This is a genomic window from Burkholderia mycopellens (genome assembly GCF_964265025.1).
GTDB lineage: Bacteria > Pseudomonadota > Gammaproteobacteria > Burkholderiales > Burkholderiaceae > Burkholderia.
The window spans coordinates 3,358,622-3,378,431 of the sequence record NZ_OZ183803.1 but is presented as its reverse complement, the minus strand read 5'-3'; the positions used below and the strand labels follow the sequence as shown (position 1 = coordinate 3,378,431).

Genomic DNA, 19,810 nt, shown 5'->3' with positions numbered 1-19,810 from the left:
GAACCACCATTTTACCGGTGCGTGATCGACCAACTGGGCGGCAATGCAGTGACCGGCATCCACAATAATGTACTGTGGATGAGCAATAGTCTGTCCAACGATTATCGCGGCCTGATCGAGTACGGCTTGCGCGCGATCTTGATCGAGCGCGAGCCGACTGGCACGCCACCCCTTCATAGCCGAGCACTCATGGTGCTGCCGGAGTTGCCGAATCCCCGGCTGATTGAGGGGAGGCGTGATGAGCCTCTATCAACCATTTCATGGTTCCGGCCCTGTGGTCTGATTGCGTCCGAGTTCCTTTGATGGCGGATGTCGCTACATGGTCGCTCGAAGCCGGCGTTCATCGTCACCGCGCTTTTGCGAGAGCGGAAACAGATCGCTCGGGACGGTGTTGCCGAGGCTGGGCGTTACCATCCAAGGATATCGGGACGATTGGTTCCGCGTCCGGTAAATCGATTGTTTGTGAGCGTGTTGCGGATCAGGGCGGCTTCGGTGAACTCGATGCCTAAATCACATTTGAGATCGTTATTGCTTATTGTCGAACTCTGTCCGCTGGTTTGAATGCATACCGGTGCCTCGATGACGGAGTTGGTCACTACGACCGACCATCCGCGGATCCCGACAGAGTCCGAGATGATGTGAACATTGTTGAAATACACACCGCTGACCGGGCCCCTGATTATTTCGCGCCCCATCTCGTCCCGCTGCTTTCCATCTGATTGTTTCTGATACTGCTGCGCTACGGCCAAAGAGTGTGCGCTTAACGAGGCGGACATCACGATCAGAAGTATGAAGCGCATGTAGCCATCCTGCGAATGATCTAACTGCACGAGGTCCCCTCGGTCCCGTAAGTCGCATCGATACATGATGTAAAGACCGTGGATGCGAACGCATCATATCGGAACCATAGGGGCCATGCCAGCCCCACTCAAAGGTCCAGATCCGAATCAACGACTTGCGTCGTTGCGGGATGTGCTTGCCTTTAACGTGCGGATGGTTCGAGTCAGAAACATGCTCAGCCAAGAGCAACTCGGATTCGCGGCCGACCTGGACCGAACGTTCATTAGCCAGGTGGAGCGGGCGCGAATTAATGTGTCCCTGGATAATATTGAACGAATAGCGCGCGCATTGGGCGTAGCTGCTCACATCTTGCTTCAGCGTCCAGATGAGACACCGGCCCTGGCCGCAGAAACCCCGCTGAAGCAGTAGCCGCCTCATCCGAAGGCCGGCCCAGAGGTGCGATTGGAGCGCGCGAGACACACGCGTTCTGGCTCACGCTGAAGCGATTCCTCATCGCACGGGCATCAGGTCGACTCCGCACGTCATTTTCAATCCAGCTCAACTTGCACTAAAAGTGTAACTTTCGCGCAACGGACGTGTGTCGGCCGGCGGGCGCCGTTCATCTATCGCCGGATATTTGTGCGTGGTTTGAACACCTATAGATTAATTTTTCGCGATTTCCCCATCGGTTACGCCCAGAAATTTGACGAATGAATTGACCCTATTCGGAAAACGTACGAGCTGGCACTTGTACAAAAAGGGAAATTAATTTCTTCTTCTTTTCGGCGTTTCCGTAACTCGGCAGTCTATTTTTTGACTCTCGCGAGGTTTCTTCTGCCGCTCATGTCTGGCAGGAGAAGAAAAAATTTACTTGTCCGCCGGCTGGGTCACCGCATACATTGAGAGGTAGACACGTTCAGGTGAAAAGCGATGACGCCGTTCTCAAATGCCTTGGTGTACTACCGAAAGCGAGCAGGTCTTAGCCAGACGAACGTGGCCAAGCAACTTGGGGTCGCGATTCAATATATATGGAAGCTCGAGCGCGCGATTAAGCCGCCGCCATCGATCGAGCAAATCGAGCGGATTGCCGCAGTACTCGGCATGACCGAGGCCGACATTGCTTCACTGCTCGGAGCCGCACTCGACTCGCAGAGGAAGCTGCGGCTACCTGACGACCTGCATTCCGATACGTTGCGTCTGATCAATCGCCTGGTGCGAGCGTCGACACGTCTGAACGGTGACGAAGTCACCATGCTTGATGAACTGGTGACGAGGCTGGACCGGTAACGTCATCGGAAAATGCCCTTCCTCATCAACCTATTGACTTAGGAGTACTTTCTATTCGACAAAAAAGAAAAAACCAACCCATCTAGGACGGATTGGCTTCTTCGACCCGGGCGAGCCGGGGGCACTGGTGAACTCGCAAGTCCCAGTATAGCCCTCCTCTCATCCGCGTCAAGATCCAACTCGTCTCCTCGTTGCGTGGAAATGACATCCGCGCGGCCGGTGCTCGTCCATTCGGACTGGCACCCCCACATCCACGCGCCCGAAAGGGCGCAGGAGACATCATCATGCCTTCGTACGATACCCGCAGTGGCGGGAATTTTCGAGGTTTCACGCCCTCCGTCAAGAACGCTTGCTCGATGCCCTGGTATTCCCTGGCCGAAGAGGCGTCGACCCTCTTGCTCGAGTTCAGCCCGGAGGTGCTGCGCTTTCGCAGTGCTCAAGATAGAACATTTCTTCTCCGCGAGGCCGGCCAGACATTTCGATACACGCCCGACTATGAAGTGGTGCGTCGCGACGGATCGACTGTCTTCGTTGAAGCCAAGCCTGCAAAGGATTTACAGAAGCCTTCAGTGCAGGCCCGCATGGCGCGTGCGAGAGCCGTCCTCGCGCAGCATGGACACGCCCTCTTCATTTGGGATGAACGCACCTACATCTGCGGCACGCGTCACGAGACACTGCGGCTCCTGCGGCCGTGGCGAGGGCGAATTTCGTCCGAACGGATCCGGGAAGCACAGTGGCTCGTTGAAAAGAAGTATCCGAAAACTTTCCGAAACCTCGTGCATCTGGCCCGTTCGCGCGACGTTGCGTTGACCTGGATCGCCAATGGCGCCGCGGGTATCGATCTCGATGTGCCGCTGACCTCCGACGCAGCCATTTACGTCGCTCCTTCGGAGGTGCGTCATGCAAAAATTTTTGCTTAAGCGTGGCGTCGAGTTCCGTGAGGGCGAGTATGTCTGGCGCGTTCAGACTGCGCTGCCCGATGGTCGAATCGAGCTCAGCTCCGACTACAGCTCGCCAATACGCCTGCACGAAACTGAAATATGGGCACGCCACGGCAATGGGACATGGTCCGTCAGTATCGAATCGCTACGTGAGACGGCTGCGTCACCGATTGTTGTTGCTCGACGTGATGTCACCACCTTCAAAGAAGAAGATCTTGTCGTGATGCGTGCGCGACTCGTCTACCTAAGAGCCGTCGAGGAGGCGAAGTGCTCGCGCGTGCGCGAAGTCGAGGCCGTCATCAACCGGGTGGCGTGTGAGGTTGGTGCAACGATACCGCCAACCTATCGATCCTTCTGTCGGTGGAGAAAACGCTACCAACCGTCACGTGATGCCATGGACGTGGTGCCGCGCCATGAAAACAAGGGACGACGCGAAATCCTCGATGGTCCACTGCTCACGCTGGTGGAAGATGTCATCGAAACGCACTATCTCAATGGCCAGAAACTCAACGTGACGAGATTGTACGATCAAGTAGAGGATGCCATTGACGCTCATAACGAACGTGACCTGGAAAATCCGTTACCCACAATTAGTAGAGCGACGCTTTATCGTCATGTCGGGAAACTGAACAGCTATCTCGTCACCGCGGCCCGGGAGGGCCGCACCGAAGCACTGAAGCAGTATCGACCGGTGTTCCGTCGGCTCAAGACAAAACGACTCAACGAGCGGTGGGAGATTGACCACACGCCGGTGAACTTGCTGTGCGTTTGTGAGCGTACCCGTATGGTCATCGTCCGTCCCGTACTGACGCTCATCATTGACGCGCACACACGCATGGTGATGGGGTTTCATATCGGGGCGCGCTCACCTGGCCAGGAGGAGGTCGGATGGGCAATGCAAATGGCCATGCTCAGCAAGCGCGATCTACTGAACCGATTAGGCCTGGGGCATCTTGAATGGTTGGCGCGAGGTGTAGCCGAGATGATCTTCGGTGACAACGCGTGGGAATTCCACGGCGGCGCCACACGAGCTGGCTGCGACGAGCTGGGGATTTCACTCGTGTACTGCCCGAGCCGTGCACCATGGTTCAAAGGCCGTGTGGAGCGGTTCATGCGCACGATAGCGGAACAACTCTTCCATTTGATTCCGGGGACGACTTGGTCGAATACCAAGGATCGTGGAGAGTACCCGTCCGAGAAGCTTGCGTGTGTGACCCTCGAACAGCTAACGGTGTTTGTCGTGCGCTGGATTGTGGAGTGTTACCAGCACGCGCCACATCGTGGCTTGAAGGGCAAGACACCGTTTCAGGCATGGCAGGAAAGTGCACGGCTGACCCCTATCTACATGCCGGCCGATCCCGATCAGCTTTCCGTCGCGTTCTCGGACACCATTATGCGTCCGATCACGAACAGTGGCGTGACGTTTGATCACCTGTCGTACAACTCCAGTGCGTTGCAACTGCTTCGTCACAGCATCTCGGACGACGAAAAAGTCAAGGTTCGGTATTTCAACGAGCAGACCAGCTTTGTCTACGTCTACGACCCAAGGCAGAAGGAATACCTTCGCGTTGATTGCACCGACCCAGATTACACGAAGGATTTGACCAGATGGATGCACAACGAAGTCACCAGCACCATGCGAGACAGCAGCATCGATATCAACTCTGTCTCGCTTCGAAAAGCGCGTATCCGTCTCGCAGACGACATTGCCAAGGCAGAGCTTGATCAGAAACTCAAGAAGCGCAAATGGGTTGCGCAGATCAAGGGGAAGTCGAGCAAGGATCTTTTGTTGGGAGCCGCTGGCGGGAACGCCGTGGACGATTCCGCCCAGTCCGATCAAGTGGACTCCATGGTCGTTAGATTCGATAGTGTTCCTGAATTTTCTGTTACGAAGCGTAATGAACGGTAAGGAGCTGATCATGAAGCGATTTAATGTCCGTAAAAGCATTGTCGAACATCCCGATTTCGTTACTGCGCTCAAGAGTATCGAGGAGATCCATCAATGGCTGCGGGAATCCGGTGAAGCAGGGTGTCTGGCGACGATCGGGGCGTCCGGAGCCGGAAAATCGACCGTGCTCGAATGCTATCGTGCCCAATTCCCGGTGCGAGAGGAGGTGTTGCGCCGGCACGTGCCGGTCCTCTATGTCATCGTGCCTGCAGTACCGACTGTCAGATCGCTGGCTGAAGCTATGTTGATTGCCTTGGGTGAAATCGCGCAAGCTGGGCAATCGAGTGCGCGCCTGACAGAGCAGATTGTCAAACTGGTACACGGCTGTGGCGTGGAGATCATCATGCTCGACGAGTTTCAGCACTTCGTCGAGGGCGATCGCCGTTCGCTGAGACAGGTTGCGAACTGGTTGAAGGTGCTGCTGGACCGGCTCCCAGCTGCTGTTGTGCTCGCGGGGCTGCCGTCGCTGTTGGGTGTGCTGCGAGTCAATGGGCAATTGCGGCGCCGATTTTCTCGCGTGACGGAGATGCGCCCGTTCAATGTGAACACCAACGAAGGCGCCAAAACGTTCATTGGCGTGATGCAGGCGCTCGCCAAAGATATGCCATTGCCGATGACGGATATTGTCGACAAGCGTGTCGTGATGAAGTTGTACTACGCAACTGCAGGACTGGTGGACTACATGTGCAAGCTGTTGAACGGTGCTTACCAGGTTGCCGAGAGACGCGGTGGGAAAAGTGTCACGCTGAACGATTTTGCCGCGGCGTTTCGCGTTCATATCTGGAAGGATGCACCGCCTTCTCGCGATCCCTTCGATTCGAAGTTTAATGGCGTTCCGCTTGACCAACCAGGTGAACCGTTTGCGGAGGACGTGCAATGACGACCCCTCTTCTTCTTGGCGTTGCTCCGCATCGCGGAGAGTCGCTCTCGTCGTTGCTGCATCGTGTTGCCGAGGTCAACGGGTTGAGTGGACCAGGGATGGTCCTGCGCCGCGCCGGCGTGGCTGCTGCTCGGCCGCGCTTTGCCTCGGAGGTCGATGCGCTTGCCCGCGTTTGCCGGCTCTCCCCGAAATTGGTCCGGGCGATGACACCGTTGACCGTGGGCGCGATCGACCGTAGCGGGACGAAGCACGCGAAGATCAGCTTGTACGGTCACTGGGTTGAACCCGATGCAATCCTTGTCGGCGCCAACGAGCGCATATGTCCGGTGTGTATCGCCGAGCACCGACATGTGCTGGGCGTGAATGCTTACGTATTCGCTACGTGCTGCGCTGTCCACGGCGTCCAGCTGCTCGACCGCTGTCCGAGCTGTCGACGCGATGTGTCGTCCATGCGGCCGGCCCTGGCGCGTTGTCAGTGCGGGATGGATCTCGGGTCAATTGCATGTCAACCCGCGAAGCCGGACGACCTGATGATCACTCGGCTCATCGATCGGCGCTGGCGCATGAGCTTTGAGCATGATGTGCCGGACTGTCCGCCAGGCGTCCCATCCGATTTCGCCGCGCTTGACCTTGGGGAACTGTTGCGTGTGCTTTCGTTCCTGTATCGCGTCAGTGGTAGAGGGGCTAAAATTAATCCGGACTGGGAGGCTAGAAATATGGCGGATTTCGGTGGGCTGAACTGCGCCAATACGGGCTGAAGTGGGCTGTAAACGTCCATTTTGACCCACCTCGATTCCATATTGTGGGAAATTGGGCCCCGAGACGCGATTGGCGCAATGATTGCCGCAATATTGCGGCAATCCCCGAGAGATGCTTTGCGACATGTCTTGCTGCGATGCAGCAGATAATTTACATGACGGCCAGCATCGCTCGAAAGACTTCCAGAGCAGTCGAGGTTACGACTTCCGCCAATCTCCGTCAGCTCTTGTGGCATGAGCTCGCGCGATTAGAATTTCTCGGTCAACCCTACCGGCTGCTGCAAACTGTTGATACAGCGACACTACAGTGTGCGATTTGTCTATCGGATGAATTTTTCTACTCATCCGCATCCATTCATTCTCAAGCTCATAGATGATATCCGTCAGGATATCTCGATCGATTTCTAGATCAATCGTTTGTCTGTTCAGCACCGGACTACCTGTTACTACCTCATTTGCAAGCAAGTTGGCCTTCGCAACAAGCGTGCGGTAGCCGAGTTCCGCAACGCTCAACGCAGTAGCCCTGGCCAGCACTGTTTCAACAGTTTCTCCGGGCACCTCCAACACCTCGCACATCGCGCGAATCAACGATTCTAATCCGACCGTTGCGTCGATTCCATTTCTCGACACCGCTCCTGTGATGACGAAGGCGACATCTACGCCGATACGGGCCGCTTGTTCAAGGTAGCGCGCGTCCGGACTGCGTTCGCCTGATTCATACGCCGCTTGAGCTCGTCGCTGCACGCCACACTCGTTACCGAAATCTGCTTGCGTCAATCGCAACTTTTCGCGCTCGGCCCGGAGCCTTGCTCCGACCCCGTTTTCTTCTCTTGACGATGTGTCCATATGAACTCAATATGCTCAAACAATCACTTTGATTGAAAGGGGTGTTCAAATGGAAGCATTGTGCGGGACGGCTGCAAATCCTCAAAGCAGACAACGCCTGAAAACCCGTGAGGAAGTGCTCGCGGAATTCGATCGGCGTGGGATGTCTATCGCCGATTGGGCAAAAGGCCACAATTTGCCAGCGACGATCGTGCGGGGATTGCTGACGGGACGTGTCCGCGGCCGCCGAGGCGCAGCACACCGGGCGGCCGTTCTCCTCGGGATCAAGGAAGGCATGATCGACGAGGTGCAAGGCTGATGCCCTTCGTGTGTGAGACAGCGGCTCTCGTCACGCATGATCGACGCTGGCTCGATGCCGACGCGTTTGCACGGCTTGCCGGTATTAAGGAGCGAGCTGGTCAACACGCGTTGACTCGTTCATCACAGGGCGCTCAATGGCGTGGGCGGCAGCTAACCGTCCGCGCTGTTGAATGCGTCGGCGGCAATTCAGGCAAGCGCCTAGAAGTCTTTGCGCCGAGTTTGCCAGCGGAACTTTACGAAAAGTGGATCGAGCTGAACGCACGACAGCCGATGCGGATCGCTCCGGTCGGCCTTCGGATTGAACTTCCCGACAATGCACGCATTGACCCTCTCCATTCGAAGCGCGTCGCCGATGCGAAATGGCGCTTGTCGGTTATCGAATTGATCCTCGCCACTCGGCCACGTTCGCCCGAGCGCGCTGACGCATTCAAAACCGCAATGGAACAAGAACACGTGAGGCCAAACGGCACGCGTGAGCGCGTCGGCCGTACTGCCCTATATCAGTGGGTCGCCGACTATGAAGAAGACGGTTTCATTGGCCTGATATCCGAGCAACGTGCGGATGCGCGCAAACCGCGCGTCATCATTAGTCGCGCTTGGGACAAAGCTTGTCCGATCGATATCGACGCCAAACGGAATATCGGGGCCGAACTGCGCGATTTCATTCGCGGATTGTGGGTGTCCGGCGCTTCGGGGTGGCGCACCGTCCAGCAGCTCGCATCGACTCGTCTTATTGAGTTGTCACGCGAGGCGGGATGGTCTGCCGCTACTCGCGACCTCTGTATGGTTCCGCGAGTGATGATCGAGGCGGAAATCAAGTATCGGGGTGTCTCGATACACGATCAGGACGCGAAGCGGTATTTCGACAAGTTACAGCCCCGTATTCGGCGCACGCGAGCCATCATGCTCCCAATGGACATTGTTGTAGGCGACGTGCACCCGATCGATATCGGGGTACGCCGCACTGACGGCAGCGTGGCCTATCCGCGCGCTGTCGCGTGGCTTGACCTCGCGAACAACCGCCTGTGGATGGACATTGTGTTGCTCGACAAAGGGCAAGGCATCCGCCAAGTCGATATCGCCGGTAGCTTCGCACGCATGTGCGGCCAGTGGGGCATGCCGAAGAGTCTTTACCTCGACAACGGCAGCGAGTATTCATCGCGCGAAATGATCAACGGCATCACTGAACTGTCCCGGCTGATGAAGATGCCGATCCGGATGCTGTCGAGCGATGAAGTTGCCATTGCGGCCGCGCAGGATGGTCGTGAAATCGTTCGGGCGAAACCGTACAACGCTCCGGCCAAGCCGATCGAATCGGCCTTCGCGGCGATCGAAAAGCGCGTCTTCTCGATGGTTCCCGGCTATGTCGGTGGTAACCGTATGAAGAAGAAAACCCACAACGTCGGCCGCGAACCAATGCCGTTCACCGGCACGCACGACGAATTTTCTCATGCGATGAAGGAAGCACTCGACTTCTACCATCACTTGCCGCAGCGTGGCTCGCTCGATGGTAAGTCACCGCAAGAAGCCTATGCGGCGGCCATCGATGCAGGCTGGTGCAAGACCGACATTGACGAAGACGCCTTATTGCTTGCATTCGCCCGTGTTGGTACACGTGTGGCCGATCGAGGCTATGTCTCTTGGGAAGGCGTCGACTACTACCACGACGATCTGTTGCCGTACACCGGTCAACGATTGACGGTGCGTGTGGCGGATCACGTCCGTGATCGCGCATTCGTCTGCAACGGGGACACGCTGCTATGCGTTGCGCGTCCGGACCATGCTTATAGCTTCCTCGATCCGCAGGGTGCGAAAGAATCGGCACGCCGTCAGCGAGTCATGAAGCGCCATATCTCGACGCTGAAAAGCCAAGCGCCAGCGCTCGATATGGTCGATGAAATGGCTCGCTTCAACGCGGCCAGCGCGCCGATGCCGGACGCACCGGTTGGGGCGAGCGTCGAACTGGACGGGACGGTGATCGGGCAGATGCTGGAAGCCGCGCACGCCTTGACGCAGGAGCAATTGCAACAGAGGAAAGAAGAAAGAGCCGTCGATGCACCCAGCACCGGACGGCTCAATCAGTGGAGCAGCGACGAAGAATATCGTGCGCAGCTCAAGCAGATGGTCAAGTACATCGACGAATGACCTAACAGCAGGAAAGCGCGCGCCGGAAGTTTGGCGACAGAAAGCACGCGCGGACTGCACCTACGCGCCGGAGTCTACATGAGTCAGATAGTTGAAACAAGGCAGTTGCTCGACGTACACCGGATGGCATCGGCCATCCTTGTATCGAGCGATACCGGGGCCATCGGCCAGATTATTGGCGAGCCCGGCACCGGGAAGTCCGTCGCGGGCAAGTGGCTTGCGAAGAAGCTCGACGCGGCGCGGGTCTGCTGTTCGCACTCCATATCGACCAATGCGTTGTTGCGCAAAGCGTATACGGCGTTCAGCCGCGAAGCGCCACCAGCGTCAAATCTGATGGAGCGCTTGGAAGTGCTCGCAGCCGGAAAGCTGCTGATTGTCGATGAGGCGAACCACCTGCGCTGGCAGCAGTTGGAAGCACTTCGTTATCTCGCCGACGAAGCGGGCACGGGGCTGCTACTCATCGGAACGGATCTGTTGGATCGACCCTTCCGCGACAGTCGAACGAACATTCTCCTTGCTCAACTGGCGAGTCGCATCGGCGGCAAACGCATCCGATTTTCGCACTTCACGGACATGGATGAGATTGTCGTGCATGTGCTCCAGCCGCGTTTCGGCAGCGTGAGCAAGACGGTTGCACAAATGTTCTTTCGGAAATCCGGAGGCTTCTGGCGCGACGCGGCCGAGCTTGCCAACGCGTGCGAACGCATGATGCAGGCCAACGGCAAAGAAGCCTTGACAGCAGAAATCGTCAAGGTTGCAGCGGAATGGATGGCACCGGCACGTCAGCCAACAGGAGAGACTGCATCGTGAAAGCCGCGAACCAGCGTCACGCCTTGATGGGGCGTGTTCACCAGCTCGCTAAGGCGCTCGGCCTGAGCGACGCGAGCTACCGAACCTTGCTCATTTGTCATACCGGCAAGCAGAGTTGCGCAGACCTAGACGATGAGGCATTGGGTGCAGTCGCTGATGTGTTTTCCCGCATGCTTCGCGGCGACGGCCCGGACGATCTGGCGATGCCGATCAATCTCGAACTGCCGCCCACAATGCGCCCAACGCCTCATCAGTGGCGCACGCTTGACAGTCTCGCACGGTCGATGGGGTGGGCTGGACTGCACGATACGCGGCTCTTGTCCTTTGTGGAAAGAACGACGGCCGCTTACTCGCTTGAAGAGATGACGCGCAAGGCCGTGAGTGACAGCATTTCGGGCTTGATGAACTGGAACAAACAAACCAAGGCGAAACGAGGTACGGCATGAAGAATCTTCGAGTGATCCAAAAGCAGAAGGTAATGTTCAGTAGTCCGAGATTGAGCGATTACTACGCGCACTTCGAGCGCTCCGGCGCGGAGGCCGCCGACTTGTGGCTGCGTTCGCCAGTCCGTGCCACTATGGCCGAGTTTCGTGATATGCGTTTTCGTAGTCTCGTCGCCGTCACTCGTGCGCATGGTGATCGAACCTCCTGCCGCTCGGCTTTTGACGACGGATTTTCGCGCGTGATCGCTGCTTTCATCACGTGTCCCGCTCGGTTCGCGCGCGGAGGTGTGCAATGACGGCCGTTGATATCACCTCGTTCAACCGCATCTCTGAGCATCCGCTCTATAAGGCACTCGTGGATCAGGAGACGCAATGCGAGCGCGCTGCGTTCGAAACGGAAAGCCAAGTCCACCGGGTCGGTGCGATCCTTCGCCTACTGAACTTTCGCTTGGTGAACTCCTCAGCTTCGCCCCAAGAGTTGAGGCGCGATGACATGAGTGCGCTCGTTGAGTTGATGCTCGAAACGCTACCAGCGGATGAACAGGATGCTGAGACCCTGATCGACACCTACGGCGCTGCTGCGCGCTCGGCGCTACGTTCATCCATCGAGCATGGTGAGCGCCAGAGGCTGATGCTCGCGGCGATGGCGGTCGCTGCGAATCTAGGTTCGACGCATGCCGAACTCGACTCGGCTGCACGGACGGCGTGGGAGACATGGCAGCTCGATCCCACGTTTGAGCCTGACTGGCTCAATTTTTGTCGGGCGATCCAGTCGCGTGGGTTCGTGATAGAGATAGAGCGCGTGAACGATGTTATCTCCTTCGTGATCGTGGAGACACCGGAGCGGCGCACCTACAGTCGCCAACTGGACCGCGCCCAGCGGAAGTTTTCCCAGGCTGCTGGCGACATACGAAGCATCGAGGCGACGGCTCCAGTCGCTGCGAAACCAAATCGGAAGCTTTCGACGCCCATGGTGCGCGAGAAAAAGCGCCGCTAGAACACAACAAGCAAAACGCCCCTCCGGGGCGTTTTTGCCATATGGGGGTACCCAAGGTCGTGCCACACCACCGGAGGCCGTTGTAACGCGTTATGCGCCCGTTACGTAGCCACAATCCCCGCCGGCGTTCCGGGCTGTCGTCGTTTTCTCGCCGAACTTCGATACCAAAGTTATTTACTCGCCTAGTTTGTTGAAAAATTTTAGGATTTTATGGTCTCCACGAAAATCACTCGGCATGAAGACGCATCCTTTTACCTTCCCTCTTCGCTATCCTGAGTTGCTGGAGCAACTGGCTGCGACGTTGTTTCACGAGATGAAGAAAGCCGGTGTTCAGGAAGAGTCGGCATCGCGAATTTCACTCAAGGCGGTAGATGAAATACGGCAAGTGTTCGGAGGGGTTCAATACTATATTCCGCGTGCAGACTACATAGATAAAGGCGTCAGAAACAAATTGATCTGTGCAGAATTCGACGGAACCAATCTTCATGAATTGAGTAGAAAATATCGGCTATCGGACCAACAAATTCGAACCATTCTGAGTCGCGGCCTTGAAGCCGACCGCGACAAGTGAGGAGCGGATGAGGTCGCCAAATAATCAACCTTGGAGTCGCTATGAGCAACGCAAAACCGACAACGAAAAATCAATCTGAAGATGTTCTAGGCGAAGCCCAAGTCGCGCTTGCGCATGCGGCCGAGCTTTCGCGCAAAGCATGTGGTGAACTGCTGCCGAGGTATCGCGAGGCAAAAAACGATATCGTTCGTATCGAAACGGAAATTGCTCGTCTGCATCGAGCATCAATTCCTACGTCGGATATGATCGGATTCCTCCAAGACTACATCGACGCGCGCTCCGATGCATTCGTGCCGTTCCTGAATACGGTGGTTGATCGGCTGTACTATGTGGGCCACAGACCGGGCACCGTGCTAGACAAAGGCGCTCCTACAAGCTTCACACAATTTGAATGCCTACTTGCGCATGGCGGCGAAGCATTGTTCCCGCAGCGCTCCGGTGATCCGCTCTACGGTATCTCGGAGCGTATTCCCCTCGCCGGCTATACGATGGGTGAGCGCATGAACGTCGATGCAATGTTTTTTTATTTTGGCGACGTGATGAAAGCAGCTCTTGCCGCCAAGGCCGACAAGATTGTCGCCCCATCTATTCCCGACGAATATCGCGATGAAAGTACGCGAGCCGAGCGCCGTGCTAAGTTGAAGGATCTTTTTGCCGAACTGGCACTTGCGCAAGGCATTGCCGCCGAGCTGCTCGTGCAACTACGTTCATTCGGCTGGGACGAGTAAGCAATACTAGTCATGACGGAGGCGTCTTCAGCAACGCCTCCGTCAAATCGTACCGATTATCGTCGTCGGTGCGTCGAGTGCACGGCGAGAAGGTTGCCATAGTCGTATGCTCGAACGGATGGCAACCAGGGCATTCGGGAGCCATCGCCCCCGCCCATCAAGTTCTATGTCGGGTCTCCTTCGCCGTAGACAGGTGGAATTGGGTTTCCTCTCTTTTGGAAGGAGCGTAAAAATGAGCAACGAACGTCTCGCAATCGCTTGTGCCGGAATCGGAATCCGTGACCTTGAGCGCAATTGGAACAATCGTATCGAGCGCGAGGGTATTGCGGCTTTGTCGACGGTATTTCCGGAGCGCTTCAAAAATGGCGCTTTGGTTGCAACGTCTTCTTCGGCTAACATGGGTATTCATTCGCCGTCTAACAGCATTTCGGAGGACGAGCGGAAAATTTGCAAAGCGATGGGGCTTGAGCCGACCAAGTTCCTTGAGATGAAGGCGCGGCGCGGAGTCGCTGCGGCGAGTTCGAAAACATCGTCGTATCCGTCTGGTGGCATCTCGAAAGATGAGCTGAAAGTCTGCAAGGTGATGGGGCTTGAGCCGGCTAAGTTCATCCAGATGAAGGCGCAGTGCGGAGTCGCTGCGGCAAGCTCGAAAGCATCCTCGTATCCGTCTGGTGGTATCTCGGAAGATGAGCGGAAGATCTGCAAGGCGATGGGGCTTGAGCCAACCAAGTACATGCAGGCGAAAGCAAATGCCAAAAAGACGTGATTTAAAAGGGCTTGAGCGATGAGCTACTTCGATGCTGAACTTCCGAAGCGACGCGCGTTGATTCTGTGTGTCCTCGCAATGTCTGAGCCATATGGAAGCAACAAGGCGCTTCTTCATGCCTTCATGAGCGAAGACGGTATGGCAAATTCAACCTTTTTGGTTGATGAGGATATAGCATGGTTACAGAGTCGGCGGCTCGTTTGCTTAATGGATGATTTTGTTTTGCTAACCCTGCGTGGTTCCGAGGTGGCGAACGGTCGAGAAATGTTTCCCGGAGTCAGTCACGTAACCGATTGGGATCAATATGCCGCCGCGCTCTAAAATAGAAACTCTTCCGAAGCCCGTTAAAGAATGGCTCGATAAATATCTAGTCGATTCAAATTTCGCCGATTATAACGACAGCCTTATCGCGCTGAACAAGCAACTTGAATCCTATGGGATTAAAGTTAGCGCGTCGGGACTAAAGCGTTATGGCAAAACGTTCGCCGAACGGTTGAAATCGCTTCACGTAATCACTGAGCAGGCGCGCGCCGTCGTGACGGCCTCACCAGATGATGATGGTGCGGTCAACGATGCTCTTGTGCGTCTCACGCAAGAGAAGCTTTTCAGCGTGGCGGTTGAAATGGACGTTAACCCGGAATCGATCGACCTGGCGAAGTTTGCGCGGGCCGTCGCCGAGCTGGGGAAGGCATCTGTCATGCAGAAGCGCTGGCAGGCGGAAGCGCGCCGACAAGCGTTCGTAGAGGCGGCAAAGCAGGCACAGACGGTCGGAAAGGGCCTTGGGCTAACCGATGAGTTCGTGGCGGAGATCACGAGCAAGATTCTAGGCATTCCGGCTTGATTGCGTCCCCTGCAATCGAGTTTCACGCGGTAGGTTTCGCTTACTTGTTCTCTCTACTTCTGTGCGGTCGAGGCGCTTTTTTTGACCTCACCTCCACCTTATCTACCCCTCAAATGCTGCGCCGCAGCATGCCAAAATCCGCTTTAATTTTTGCCATTTCACTGCCGGAATCCGTTTTAATTTCCGCCAAAATCCGGATTAATTTTTGCCCGTCTAGTGGTGCAACAAGCGGATCTACAGATAAGGGGCTGCGCTCGAAGGCCATTCACGAACTTGCGACTCGCATGCAGAAAATCGGACGGATCATGTCGGACTGGCCGCGGGGATTCGAGGATCTGGTCAACGCGGAACGGCAATACCGACCTCGGTCGGGGTCGCTCCTGAGCTCGGCCCGAAGCGTTGAGCACATCTCTATGCGTTTGTTCACGGAGTTGCCGGAGCCACCGTTTGCGTTCCTCCATCGTGCGTTGGTCGACGCAATAGGCGGCCAAGTGGTGCAGACCGTGTGACGCGGTGTTTTCAATGAACCGTGGAGATCCGATTCGAATCGGATCTCCACGGGTTCCGACGTGGGACTTCGAATCTGGGTGAGGTGAACATCATGAAAACGTGTCGTTGCGGCACATGGCGATCCGAATGCATGGTCGAACACGTGCCTGAACCGGTTTGGAACAGGCTCGTGAATCTTGTGCAGAAAATGGTCGGCGAGTCGGGCGACCCGGAGGGGTTCGACGCGAAACGGTGGTTGTGTACCTGGTTACATGAAGAGGTTCCGTCACTCGGGTGGAAGAAGCCGGCCACATATCTGGATACCGCCGACGGAGAGGAACTGGTGGCCCGGACGCTGCTGAGCATGCAGACAGGCGCCTACCGCTAGCGATAAGCGCTGCGTCGATCTGGAGTTCGATATGGAAAATCAAAGTTGGGTGCCGTATTCCGCAAGGCCGGCGAATGCGATATTACGACTACCGCTTGCGCTGCGCGTCGAACCTTATCCCGACGAGTCGTTGTCGTCGGTGCTCATGCGCCTGGTGGATGCCAACGGCCTGAGAAGCGTTGGTGCGTTGCTGCGTGACGCCGGTTGCGTTGCGTTCGGTCCACTGGTTTCCGCCGAGATTGCGGAATTGTCTCGTGTTTGCCGGATCGGGCAATCGACCATAAGATCAATGTGCCCGGTCGAAGTCGGTGGGCGAGCACGAGGGGCCGCCTTCAGTTACGCGGTGGGGCATCACGTGATTGAGGCCCGGCACTTGCTTGTTCGAGAGCGCGAGCGGATTTGTCCGCTGTGCCTGCTCGATGGCGGAATCCTGCTTGCCGCACATCGGCTTACATGGATGACAGCATGCCCCGTGCATGCTGTTCAATTGCTTGATGTCTGTCCGCAGTGCGAGAAGCCGATCATGATGACGCGGCCAAACATGACGCGATGCCGATGTGGTTTCGATTTTTCTCACATTGAACCCGCGGCATCTGCACTAGAGGAAACTGAGAGCGCGTGCTATCTGGACCAGTGCTGGCGCATGCCGCCAACGACCGGATCCGAACTTTCCGAACGACTGACGGCAGTAGAGAAGCGAATGGCCCGGCAACATACCGTTCTAACAAAAAGGGGTAACGACTCGGTCGACCGGCGGGGAGTTCCGTTGCATCAGCTACGGAAATCATTAGGCTTTAACTGATTCGCGTGGAGGCTGAACTCACGGGGGCTGTCGATCGGTATCCGAGAATCGAACACCGTGACGAGATTGCCAAGGATGACCGAGACGAGTTGCATCGACGTCTCCCTCACTTAGTCCCGAAGATCCAAAGGCTTGATGCTTCGCCTGCTCACTGCCATTCGATACTGTAACGATGAACACAGTGTACGCCTTTCGTCCGCCCGTGCTTCCGTACAGGGTAGTCATAGATGACGCGCATGATGTGGTTTTCTACGCAGTAGAGCGCTGCGCCGATCGCGGTAGGCTTCGTGCCGAAGGGAGCGACGGCTAACCGACTACACCCCGATCCCTGGAGCCCGGATTGCACTTTCGCGAGTAGTTGATATGCACCCAGTGGATCATTTGCACCGCTGAAGCTCACACGAGGACTGGAGTGTGTGAGTAGGCTCGTATTCGCCATGAGCGAATGTAGATCCCAAGTGCTCTGGAACGGTGGCACGCCGAACACGACGGTCACGGTCTTGTAGAAATTCCCATCGTCATCTTGAAGCACGCGCAGTACCCGCGTTCCCTCGAATCCGAGGAACGCAACGAGGTGCGCCTTGTGGTTGGCCGACAACGCCGCCGCAAATTGCGGAATCGGCCGACGCTCGCCAAAGGTCTCCGTCAACTGGTACGCAACCGCCTCGTTGACTTCCTGAACCTTTTTGACGTACTCGGCGGGCTCGGCGTAGATGAATGAGCAAGCTGGCTTCCGGTTAGGCGAAAAGTGCCGGTAGGCATACAGCAACAATGCCATTTCAGGAAATTCCATTGTCGTCGCATCGATGACAATGGTTCGGGCGGCGTAGTCCAGCGGAATGCTTTCCAGTTCGTCACTCCGATAGCACTTGTCAGCGATGGTCAGACAGAACGTCTGTGAATCGTAGCTGACCCGGAGTGAGCGTCTCGCAGCGCCCGTGCTGATTTTGACCGACGCCTGGCTCCGGTCATCCAGTTGATCGTTGCCATGAAAAGCAATGTCAAACTCGTCGCCTTGCTTGAGGTCGCTCGCAACGATCACTTCCTGTTTGAGGAATCGCATGCTGCTTCCTAAAAGAGCTGAGCCGTGGAGCCCACCTTAGGATCCACGTCGTCCGGATCGACGAGCGACTTCAATACCATCTCGAACTGCTCATACGAGCCCGTAAGGATGATGTTCACCTGCGCGGCAGTCAGCATCGCCTTCTTCTTCTTCCGATAGCTGATATTGAAGTGAGGGCAGTAGATTTGGTTCAATATCCAGTCGGCCTGAGAGACGTCGTAATTGGTCTTACTTTTTGTCTCTTTCTCTTCATATAGTACCGACCAAATTTTTGCCTCCCTGAGAATCTGAACGGAGGTTGCAGACAGGTGAACTTGGTCCGCCTCGTCGATAGAGAAGTGGTTGATCTCCGTTTCGCTCTGGCTTCGACGCCGATTGAATGCCTCGAATAGCTGACCGAGTCGACGGGCAATGTCCAAAAGCTTCTCGCCGTACGATCCGACTTGAGCGATGCTTTGTAGCAGTGCGTCAGAGACTTGCCTTGCCGCTCGCGCCTGAATTTCCGGGTCGACTACGATCGCCGATTTGCCCACGGATTCCACTTCGGCGGCGTCTCGGCGCTCGTAGGCCAACAGCAGGGTAACGTGACACAGTTCCTGAAAGAAGCGCAGATTAGGTGTGGCCAGCCGACAGAAGCGATCGAAGCCGGCGTAGAGAATATTCGGACGCTGCGGCAAGCCGGCGTGTAAGTGGAACAAGCAACCGTATAGGTTGTTGTCGATCCATCCGCCGCTTTTATAGAAGGGGTCATCGTCGCTCTTTTTCGCCTGCTTGTATAGATCGATGACTGCCCTTGGCTCCTTCCTCTTGCGATTCAGCAAGGCGCCAAGTACGACGCTCGCCTCGGGTTTGCTTTTATCGATAAGCGATTCGGCCTTATATTCCCCTTCCAATCCAGAGAAGGCCAACCCTTTCTCAATCATCTCCTTCAAGCGTCGGAAGAGCGGTTCATCTTTCATGACGATTCCCGCAATGTCCGGCGCAGTCAGGTCAGGAAGAATGGTGCGCACGGTGCCAACCACCTGATCCCGATAGGTCTTGGTTAGGCGATCGGCTAGGTACTTCGGATCGTTCAGTTTGTCGACGTCGAACTTTTCGCAATCGAAATTCAGTCCTTGTCGATGCAGCCGCAACAGCACAAGCTCAGCCGCCAAGAGTTCGAAGTCCTTATTCGGCTCTGCGAGTTCTTGTTCGAGATCAATTTCCCGAAGATCATGGATCAGGGAAATTCTCTCTTCACTGCTCGTCTTGAAATCCGTCACGGCATCGCGTTTGTGCGCGATGTTTACGATTGTACGAATTGACGGATGCTTGATTGCGTCACAGATGACCCCGCGCTGCAACTCCGTCAAATTCTCAAATTCGTCGACAAATATGCGCAGTGAAAAATTCTTAAGTCGATCGGCAGACTGCGCGATCGCTTCAGCAATGCGCGACATCACTTGATTGAATGACAACAGCATCGGCATTTGTGCATGGCGAGGGTTTTGCACCCACATCTCGACGCCAACCATTTCGGCTTCAACATACCTTTTCAAGTCATTGATTTTTTCAACACGACCGCCGAAATAGTTTTTTATTGCATCTGTCAATGCCAAATCAGAGAAACTCAACCGTCCATGGGAAAAATCTGCCTGTGCGATGCTTTCCGACGCAGCGCACAACTCCCAGAGGAGTTGGAGTGTCACATAATGAGAAAACGCCAGCTTTGCCTGCTGCTCACCTCCGAGCCAGGCGGCAGTCATGAGTGAGCAAAATCCAGTATCCGGCCTAAATATCAGGCCAACCGCGTCCAGCGTGCTATCGGCGATCCCTTTTCGAGAAGGGCTGAATGTCGTGGCATGACAAAAGTAGCGAATGAACATTGTCTTGCCACACCCGCGCCCACCCAATATCCGCACGGACTTCTTGTCTCCAAAAATGCTGATTCTTCCGAAAAATGGAGGCACGATGAACGTGTCAGTGACATCAAGCGGTAGCTGTTCGGCACGATTTTCCAGGAACGCATCAGCAAGTGCGGACATAAG

Annotated in this window: 25 protein-coding genes; 20 read left to right on the top strand and 5 right to left on the bottom strand. The window is 56.0% G+C overall.

The annotated features are described in order from the left end of the window. Positions 1-21 precede the first annotated feature (21 nt). On the top strand, positions 22-303 hold the full coding sequence (locus ACPTTC_RS33490; RefSeq protein ID WP_423395613.1) for a hypothetical protein: 282 nt from the start codon (positions 22-24) through the stop codon (positions 301-303). Between the two features lie 104 nt (positions 304-407). Here the strand turns inward: ACPTTC_RS33490 and ACPTTC_RS33485 are convergent, their stop codons facing one another. Then, positions 408-800 carry a hypothetical protein gene (locus ACPTTC_RS33485; RefSeq protein ID WP_423395612.1) on the bottom strand — a complete coding sequence of 131 codons (393 nt, stop codon included), beginning with the start codon at positions 798-800 and terminating at the stop codon, positions 408-410. Between the two features lie 115 nt (positions 801-915). Here ACPTTC_RS33485 and ACPTTC_RS33480 point away from each other — a divergent pair, with 115 nt between their 5' ends. The 6 genes from ACPTTC_RS33480 to ACPTTC_RS33455 all read left to right on the top strand — a co-directional run bounded on the left by ACPTTC_RS33480 (position 916) and on the right by ACPTTC_RS33455 (position 6,594). Next, positions 916-1,209 (top strand): helix-turn-helix domain-containing protein, encoded by a 294-nt coding sequence (locus ACPTTC_RS33480; RefSeq protein ID WP_423395611.1) that lies wholly within the window; start codon positions 916-918, stop codon positions 1,207-1,209. A gap of 501 nt (positions 1,210-1,710) precedes the next feature. Continuing rightward, entirely contained in the window at positions 1,711-2,067 is a 357-nt protein-coding gene (locus ACPTTC_RS33475; RefSeq protein WP_423395610.1) for a helix-turn-helix domain-containing protein, read from the top strand. Positions 2,068-2,351: 284 nt separating this feature from the next. Then, positions 2,352-2,987 (top strand): TnsA endonuclease N-terminal domain-containing protein, encoded by a 636-nt coding sequence (locus ACPTTC_RS33470; protein WP_423395609.1) that lies wholly within the window; start codon positions 2,352-2,354, stop codon positions 2,985-2,987. After that, entirely contained in the window at positions 2,968-4,917 is a 1,950-nt protein-coding gene (locus tag ACPTTC_RS33465; RefSeq protein WP_423395608.1) for a Mu transposase C-terminal domain-containing protein, read from the top strand. The genes ACPTTC_RS33470 and ACPTTC_RS33465 overlap by 20 nt, the downstream gene beginning before the upstream one ends. A 10-nt stretch (positions 4,918-4,927) precedes the next feature. Beyond that, complete coding sequence (locus tag ACPTTC_RS33460) at positions 4,928-5,836, top strand: TniB family NTP-binding protein (RefSeq protein WP_085546229.1); 909 nt, start codon at positions 4,928-4,930, stop codon at positions 5,834-5,836. After that, positions 5,833-6,594, top strand: coding sequence for a TniQ family protein (locus tag ACPTTC_RS33455; RefSeq protein ID WP_423395607.1), 762 nt, complete (start codon positions 5,833-5,835; stop codon positions 6,592-6,594). The genes ACPTTC_RS33460 and ACPTTC_RS33455 overlap by 4 nt, the downstream gene beginning before the upstream one ends. 198 nt (positions 6,595-6,792) lie before the next feature. On the opposite strand, the gene ACPTTC_RS33450 is transcribed toward ACPTTC_RS33455, so the two are convergent. After that, positions 6,793-7,440 (bottom strand): helix-turn-helix domain-containing protein, encoded by a 648-nt coding sequence (locus ACPTTC_RS33450; protein WP_423395606.1) that lies wholly within the window; start codon positions 7,438-7,440, stop codon positions 6,793-6,795. Between the two features lie 49 nt (positions 7,441-7,489). Here ACPTTC_RS33450 and ACPTTC_RS33445 point away from each other — a divergent pair, with 49 nt between their 5' ends. The 11 genes from ACPTTC_RS33445 to ACPTTC_RS33395 all read left to right on the top strand — a co-directional run bounded on the left by ACPTTC_RS33445 (position 7,490) and on the right by ACPTTC_RS33395 (position 15,041). Next, complete coding sequence (locus ACPTTC_RS33445) at positions 7,490-7,738, top strand: DNA-binding protein (protein ID WP_423395605.1); 249 nt, start codon at positions 7,490-7,492, stop codon at positions 7,736-7,738. Continuing rightward, positions 7,738-9,885 carry a Mu transposase C-terminal domain-containing protein gene (locus ACPTTC_RS33440; protein WP_423395604.1) on the top strand — a complete coding sequence of 716 codons (2,148 nt, stop codon included), beginning with the start codon at positions 7,738-7,740 and terminating at the stop codon, positions 9,883-9,885. Before ACPTTC_RS33445 ends, ACPTTC_RS33440 begins: the two co-directional genes overlap by 1 nt. Positions 9,886-9,963: 78 nt before the next feature. Then, positions 9,964-10,695 (top strand): AAA family ATPase, encoded by a 732-nt coding sequence (locus tag ACPTTC_RS33435; protein WP_423395603.1) that lies wholly within the window; start codon positions 9,964-9,966, stop codon positions 10,693-10,695. Next, positions 10,692-11,141: a phage protein GemA/Gp16 family protein gene (locus ACPTTC_RS33430; RefSeq protein ID WP_423395602.1), complete on the top strand. Its 450-nt coding sequence runs from the start codon at positions 10,692-10,694 to the stop codon at positions 11,139-11,141. The genes ACPTTC_RS33435 and ACPTTC_RS33430 overlap by 4 nt, the downstream gene beginning before the upstream one ends. After that, positions 11,138-11,434: a hypothetical protein gene (locus ACPTTC_RS33425; protein ID WP_423395601.1), complete on the top strand. Its 297-nt coding sequence runs from the start codon at positions 11,138-11,140 to the stop codon at positions 11,432-11,434. The genes ACPTTC_RS33430 and ACPTTC_RS33425 overlap by 4 nt, the downstream gene beginning before the upstream one ends. Then, positions 11,431-12,135 carry a hypothetical protein gene (locus tag ACPTTC_RS33420; RefSeq protein WP_423395600.1) on the top strand — a complete coding sequence of 235 codons (705 nt, stop codon included), beginning with the start codon at positions 11,431-11,433 and terminating at the stop codon, positions 12,133-12,135. The genes ACPTTC_RS33425 and ACPTTC_RS33420 overlap by 4 nt, the downstream gene beginning before the upstream one ends. 235 nt (positions 12,136-12,370) lie before the next feature. Then, positions 12,371-12,706, top strand: a complete 336-nt coding sequence (locus ACPTTC_RS33415) for a Mor transcription activator family protein (protein ID WP_423395599.1) — start codon at positions 12,371-12,373, stop codon at positions 12,704-12,706. Between the two features lie 41 nt (positions 12,707-12,747). Beyond that, positions 12,748-13,434, top strand: coding sequence for a hypothetical protein (locus tag ACPTTC_RS33410; RefSeq protein ID WP_423395598.1), 687 nt, complete (start codon positions 12,748-12,750; stop codon positions 13,432-13,434). 232 nt (positions 13,435-13,666) lie between these two features. Then, positions 13,667-14,200, top strand: a complete 534-nt coding sequence (locus ACPTTC_RS33405) for a hypothetical protein (protein WP_423395597.1) — start codon at positions 13,667-13,669, stop codon at positions 14,198-14,200. Positions 14,201-14,218: 18 nt separating this feature from the next. Further along, positions 14,219-14,521 (top strand): hypothetical protein, encoded by a 303-nt coding sequence (locus ACPTTC_RS33400; RefSeq protein WP_423395596.1) that lies wholly within the window; start codon positions 14,219-14,221, stop codon positions 14,519-14,521. Further along, positions 14,505-15,041: a DUF3486 family protein gene (locus ACPTTC_RS33395; protein WP_423395595.1), complete on the top strand. Its 537-nt coding sequence runs from the start codon at positions 14,505-14,507 to the stop codon at positions 15,039-15,041. The genes ACPTTC_RS33400 and ACPTTC_RS33395 overlap by 17 nt, the downstream gene beginning before the upstream one ends. 109 nt (positions 15,042-15,150) lie before the next feature. On the opposite strand, the gene ACPTTC_RS33390 is transcribed toward ACPTTC_RS33395, so the two are convergent. Continuing rightward, on the bottom strand, positions 15,151-15,306 hold the full coding sequence (locus ACPTTC_RS33390; protein WP_423395594.1) for a hypothetical protein: 156 nt from the start codon (positions 15,304-15,306) through the stop codon (positions 15,151-15,153). 375 nt (positions 15,307-15,681) lie between these two features. Here ACPTTC_RS33390 and ACPTTC_RS33385 point away from each other — a divergent pair, with 375 nt between their 5' ends. Beyond that, positions 15,682-15,918 carry an antitoxin Xre/MbcA/ParS toxin-binding domain-containing protein gene (locus ACPTTC_RS33385; protein WP_423395593.1) on the top strand — a complete coding sequence of 79 codons (237 nt, stop codon included), beginning with the start codon at positions 15,682-15,684 and terminating at the stop codon, positions 15,916-15,918. Between the two features lie 31 nt (positions 15,919-15,949). Continuing rightward, positions 15,950-16,720 (top strand): TniQ family protein, encoded by a 771-nt coding sequence (locus ACPTTC_RS33380; RefSeq protein WP_423395592.1) that lies wholly within the window; start codon positions 15,950-15,952, stop codon positions 16,718-16,720. A gap of 148 nt (positions 16,721-16,868) precedes the next feature. Here ACPTTC_RS33380 and ACPTTC_RS33375 read toward each other — a convergent pair whose 3' ends face one another. Next, positions 16,869-17,783, bottom strand: coding sequence for a hypothetical protein (locus ACPTTC_RS33375; protein ID WP_423395591.1), 915 nt, complete (start codon positions 17,781-17,783; stop codon positions 16,869-16,871). 8 nt (positions 17,784-17,791) lie between these two features. After that, entirely contained in the window at positions 17,792-19,807 is a 2,016-nt protein-coding gene (locus ACPTTC_RS33370; protein ID WP_423395590.1) for a hypothetical protein, read from the bottom strand. Positions 19,808-19,810 lie beyond the last annotated feature (3 nt).

Bases quoted from the DNA above. Each gene is read 5' to 3' on its own strand.
- ACPTTC_RS33415 (WP_423395599.1), top strand. From the start codon at position 12,371: ATGAAGACGCATCCTTTTACCTTCCCTCTTCGCTATCCTGAGTTGCTG.
- ACPTTC_RS33445 (WP_423395605.1), top strand. From the start codon at position 7,490: ATGGAAGCATTGTGCGGGACGGCTGCAAATCCTCAAAGCAGACAACGC.
- ACPTTC_RS33440 (WP_423395604.1), top strand. From the start codon at position 7,738: ATGCCCTTCGTGTGTGAGACAGCGGCTCTCGTCACGCATGATCGACGC.
- ACPTTC_RS33395 (WP_423395595.1), top strand. From the start codon at position 14,505: ATGCCGCCGCGCTCTAAAATAGAAACTCTTCCGAAGCCCGTTAAAGAA.
- ACPTTC_RS33435 (WP_423395603.1), top strand. From the start codon at position 9,964: ATGAGTCAGATAGTTGAAACAAGGCAGTTGCTCGACGTACACCGGATG.
- ACPTTC_RS33460 (WP_085546229.1), top strand. From the start codon at position 4,928: ATGAAGCGATTTAATGTCCGTAAAAGCATTGTCGAACATCCCGATTTC.
- ACPTTC_RS33475 (WP_423395610.1), top strand. From the start codon at position 1,711: ATGACGCCGTTCTCAAATGCCTTGGTGTACTACCGAAAGCGAGCAGGT.
- ACPTTC_RS33385 (WP_423395593.1), top strand. From the start codon at position 15,682: ATGGTCGAACACGTGCCTGAACCGGTTTGGAACAGGCTCGTGAATCTT.
- ACPTTC_RS33450 (WP_423395606.1), bottom strand. From the start codon at position 7,440: ATGGACACATCGTCAAGAGAAGAAAACGGGGTCGGAGCAAGGCTCCGG.
- ACPTTC_RS33400 (WP_423395596.1), top strand. From the start codon at position 14,219: ATGAGCTACTTCGATGCTGAACTTCCGAAGCGACGCGCGTTGATTCTG.
- ACPTTC_RS33380 (WP_423395592.1), top strand. From the start codon at position 15,950: ATGGAAAATCAAAGTTGGGTGCCGTATTCCGCAAGGCCGGCGAATGCG.
- ACPTTC_RS33465 (WP_423395608.1), top strand. From the start codon at position 2,968: ATGCAAAAATTTTTGCTTAAGCGTGGCGTCGAGTTCCGTGAGGGCGAG.
- ACPTTC_RS33470 (WP_423395609.1), top strand. From the start codon at position 2,352: ATGCCTTCGTACGATACCCGCAGTGGCGGGAATTTTCGAGGTTTCACG.
- ACPTTC_RS33480 (WP_423395611.1), top strand. From the start codon at position 916: ATGCCAGCCCCACTCAAAGGTCCAGATCCGAATCAACGACTTGCGTCG.
- ACPTTC_RS33410 (WP_423395598.1), top strand. From the start codon at position 12,748: ATGAGCAACGCAAAACCGACAACGAAAAATCAATCTGAAGATGTTCTA.
- ACPTTC_RS33405 (WP_423395597.1), top strand. From the start codon at position 13,667: ATGAGCAACGAACGTCTCGCAATCGCTTGTGCCGGAATCGGAATCCGT.
- ACPTTC_RS33420 (WP_423395600.1), top strand. From the start codon at position 11,431: ATGACGGCCGTTGATATCACCTCGTTCAACCGCATCTCTGAGCATCCG.
- ACPTTC_RS33375 (WP_423395591.1), bottom strand. From the start codon at position 17,783: ATGCGATTCCTCAAACAGGAAGTGATCGTTGCGAGCGACCTCAAGCAA.
- ACPTTC_RS33370 (WP_423395590.1), bottom strand. From the start codon at position 19,807: ATGTCCGCACTTGCTGATGCGTTCCTGGAAAATCGTGCCGAACAGCTA.
- ACPTTC_RS33425 (WP_423395601.1), top strand. From the start codon at position 11,138: ATGAAGAATCTTCGAGTGATCCAAAAGCAGAAGGTAATGTTCAGTAGT.
- ACPTTC_RS33485 (WP_423395612.1), bottom strand. From the start codon at position 800: ATGCGCTTCATACTTCTGATCGTGATGTCCGCCTCGTTAAGCGCACAC.
- ACPTTC_RS33455 (WP_423395607.1), top strand. From the start codon at position 5,833: ATGACGACCCCTCTTCTTCTTGGCGTTGCTCCGCATCGCGGAGAGTCG.
- ACPTTC_RS33390 (WP_423395594.1), bottom strand. From the start codon at position 15,306: ATGGCCTTCGAGCGCAGCCCCTTATCTGTAGATCCGCTTGTTGCACCA.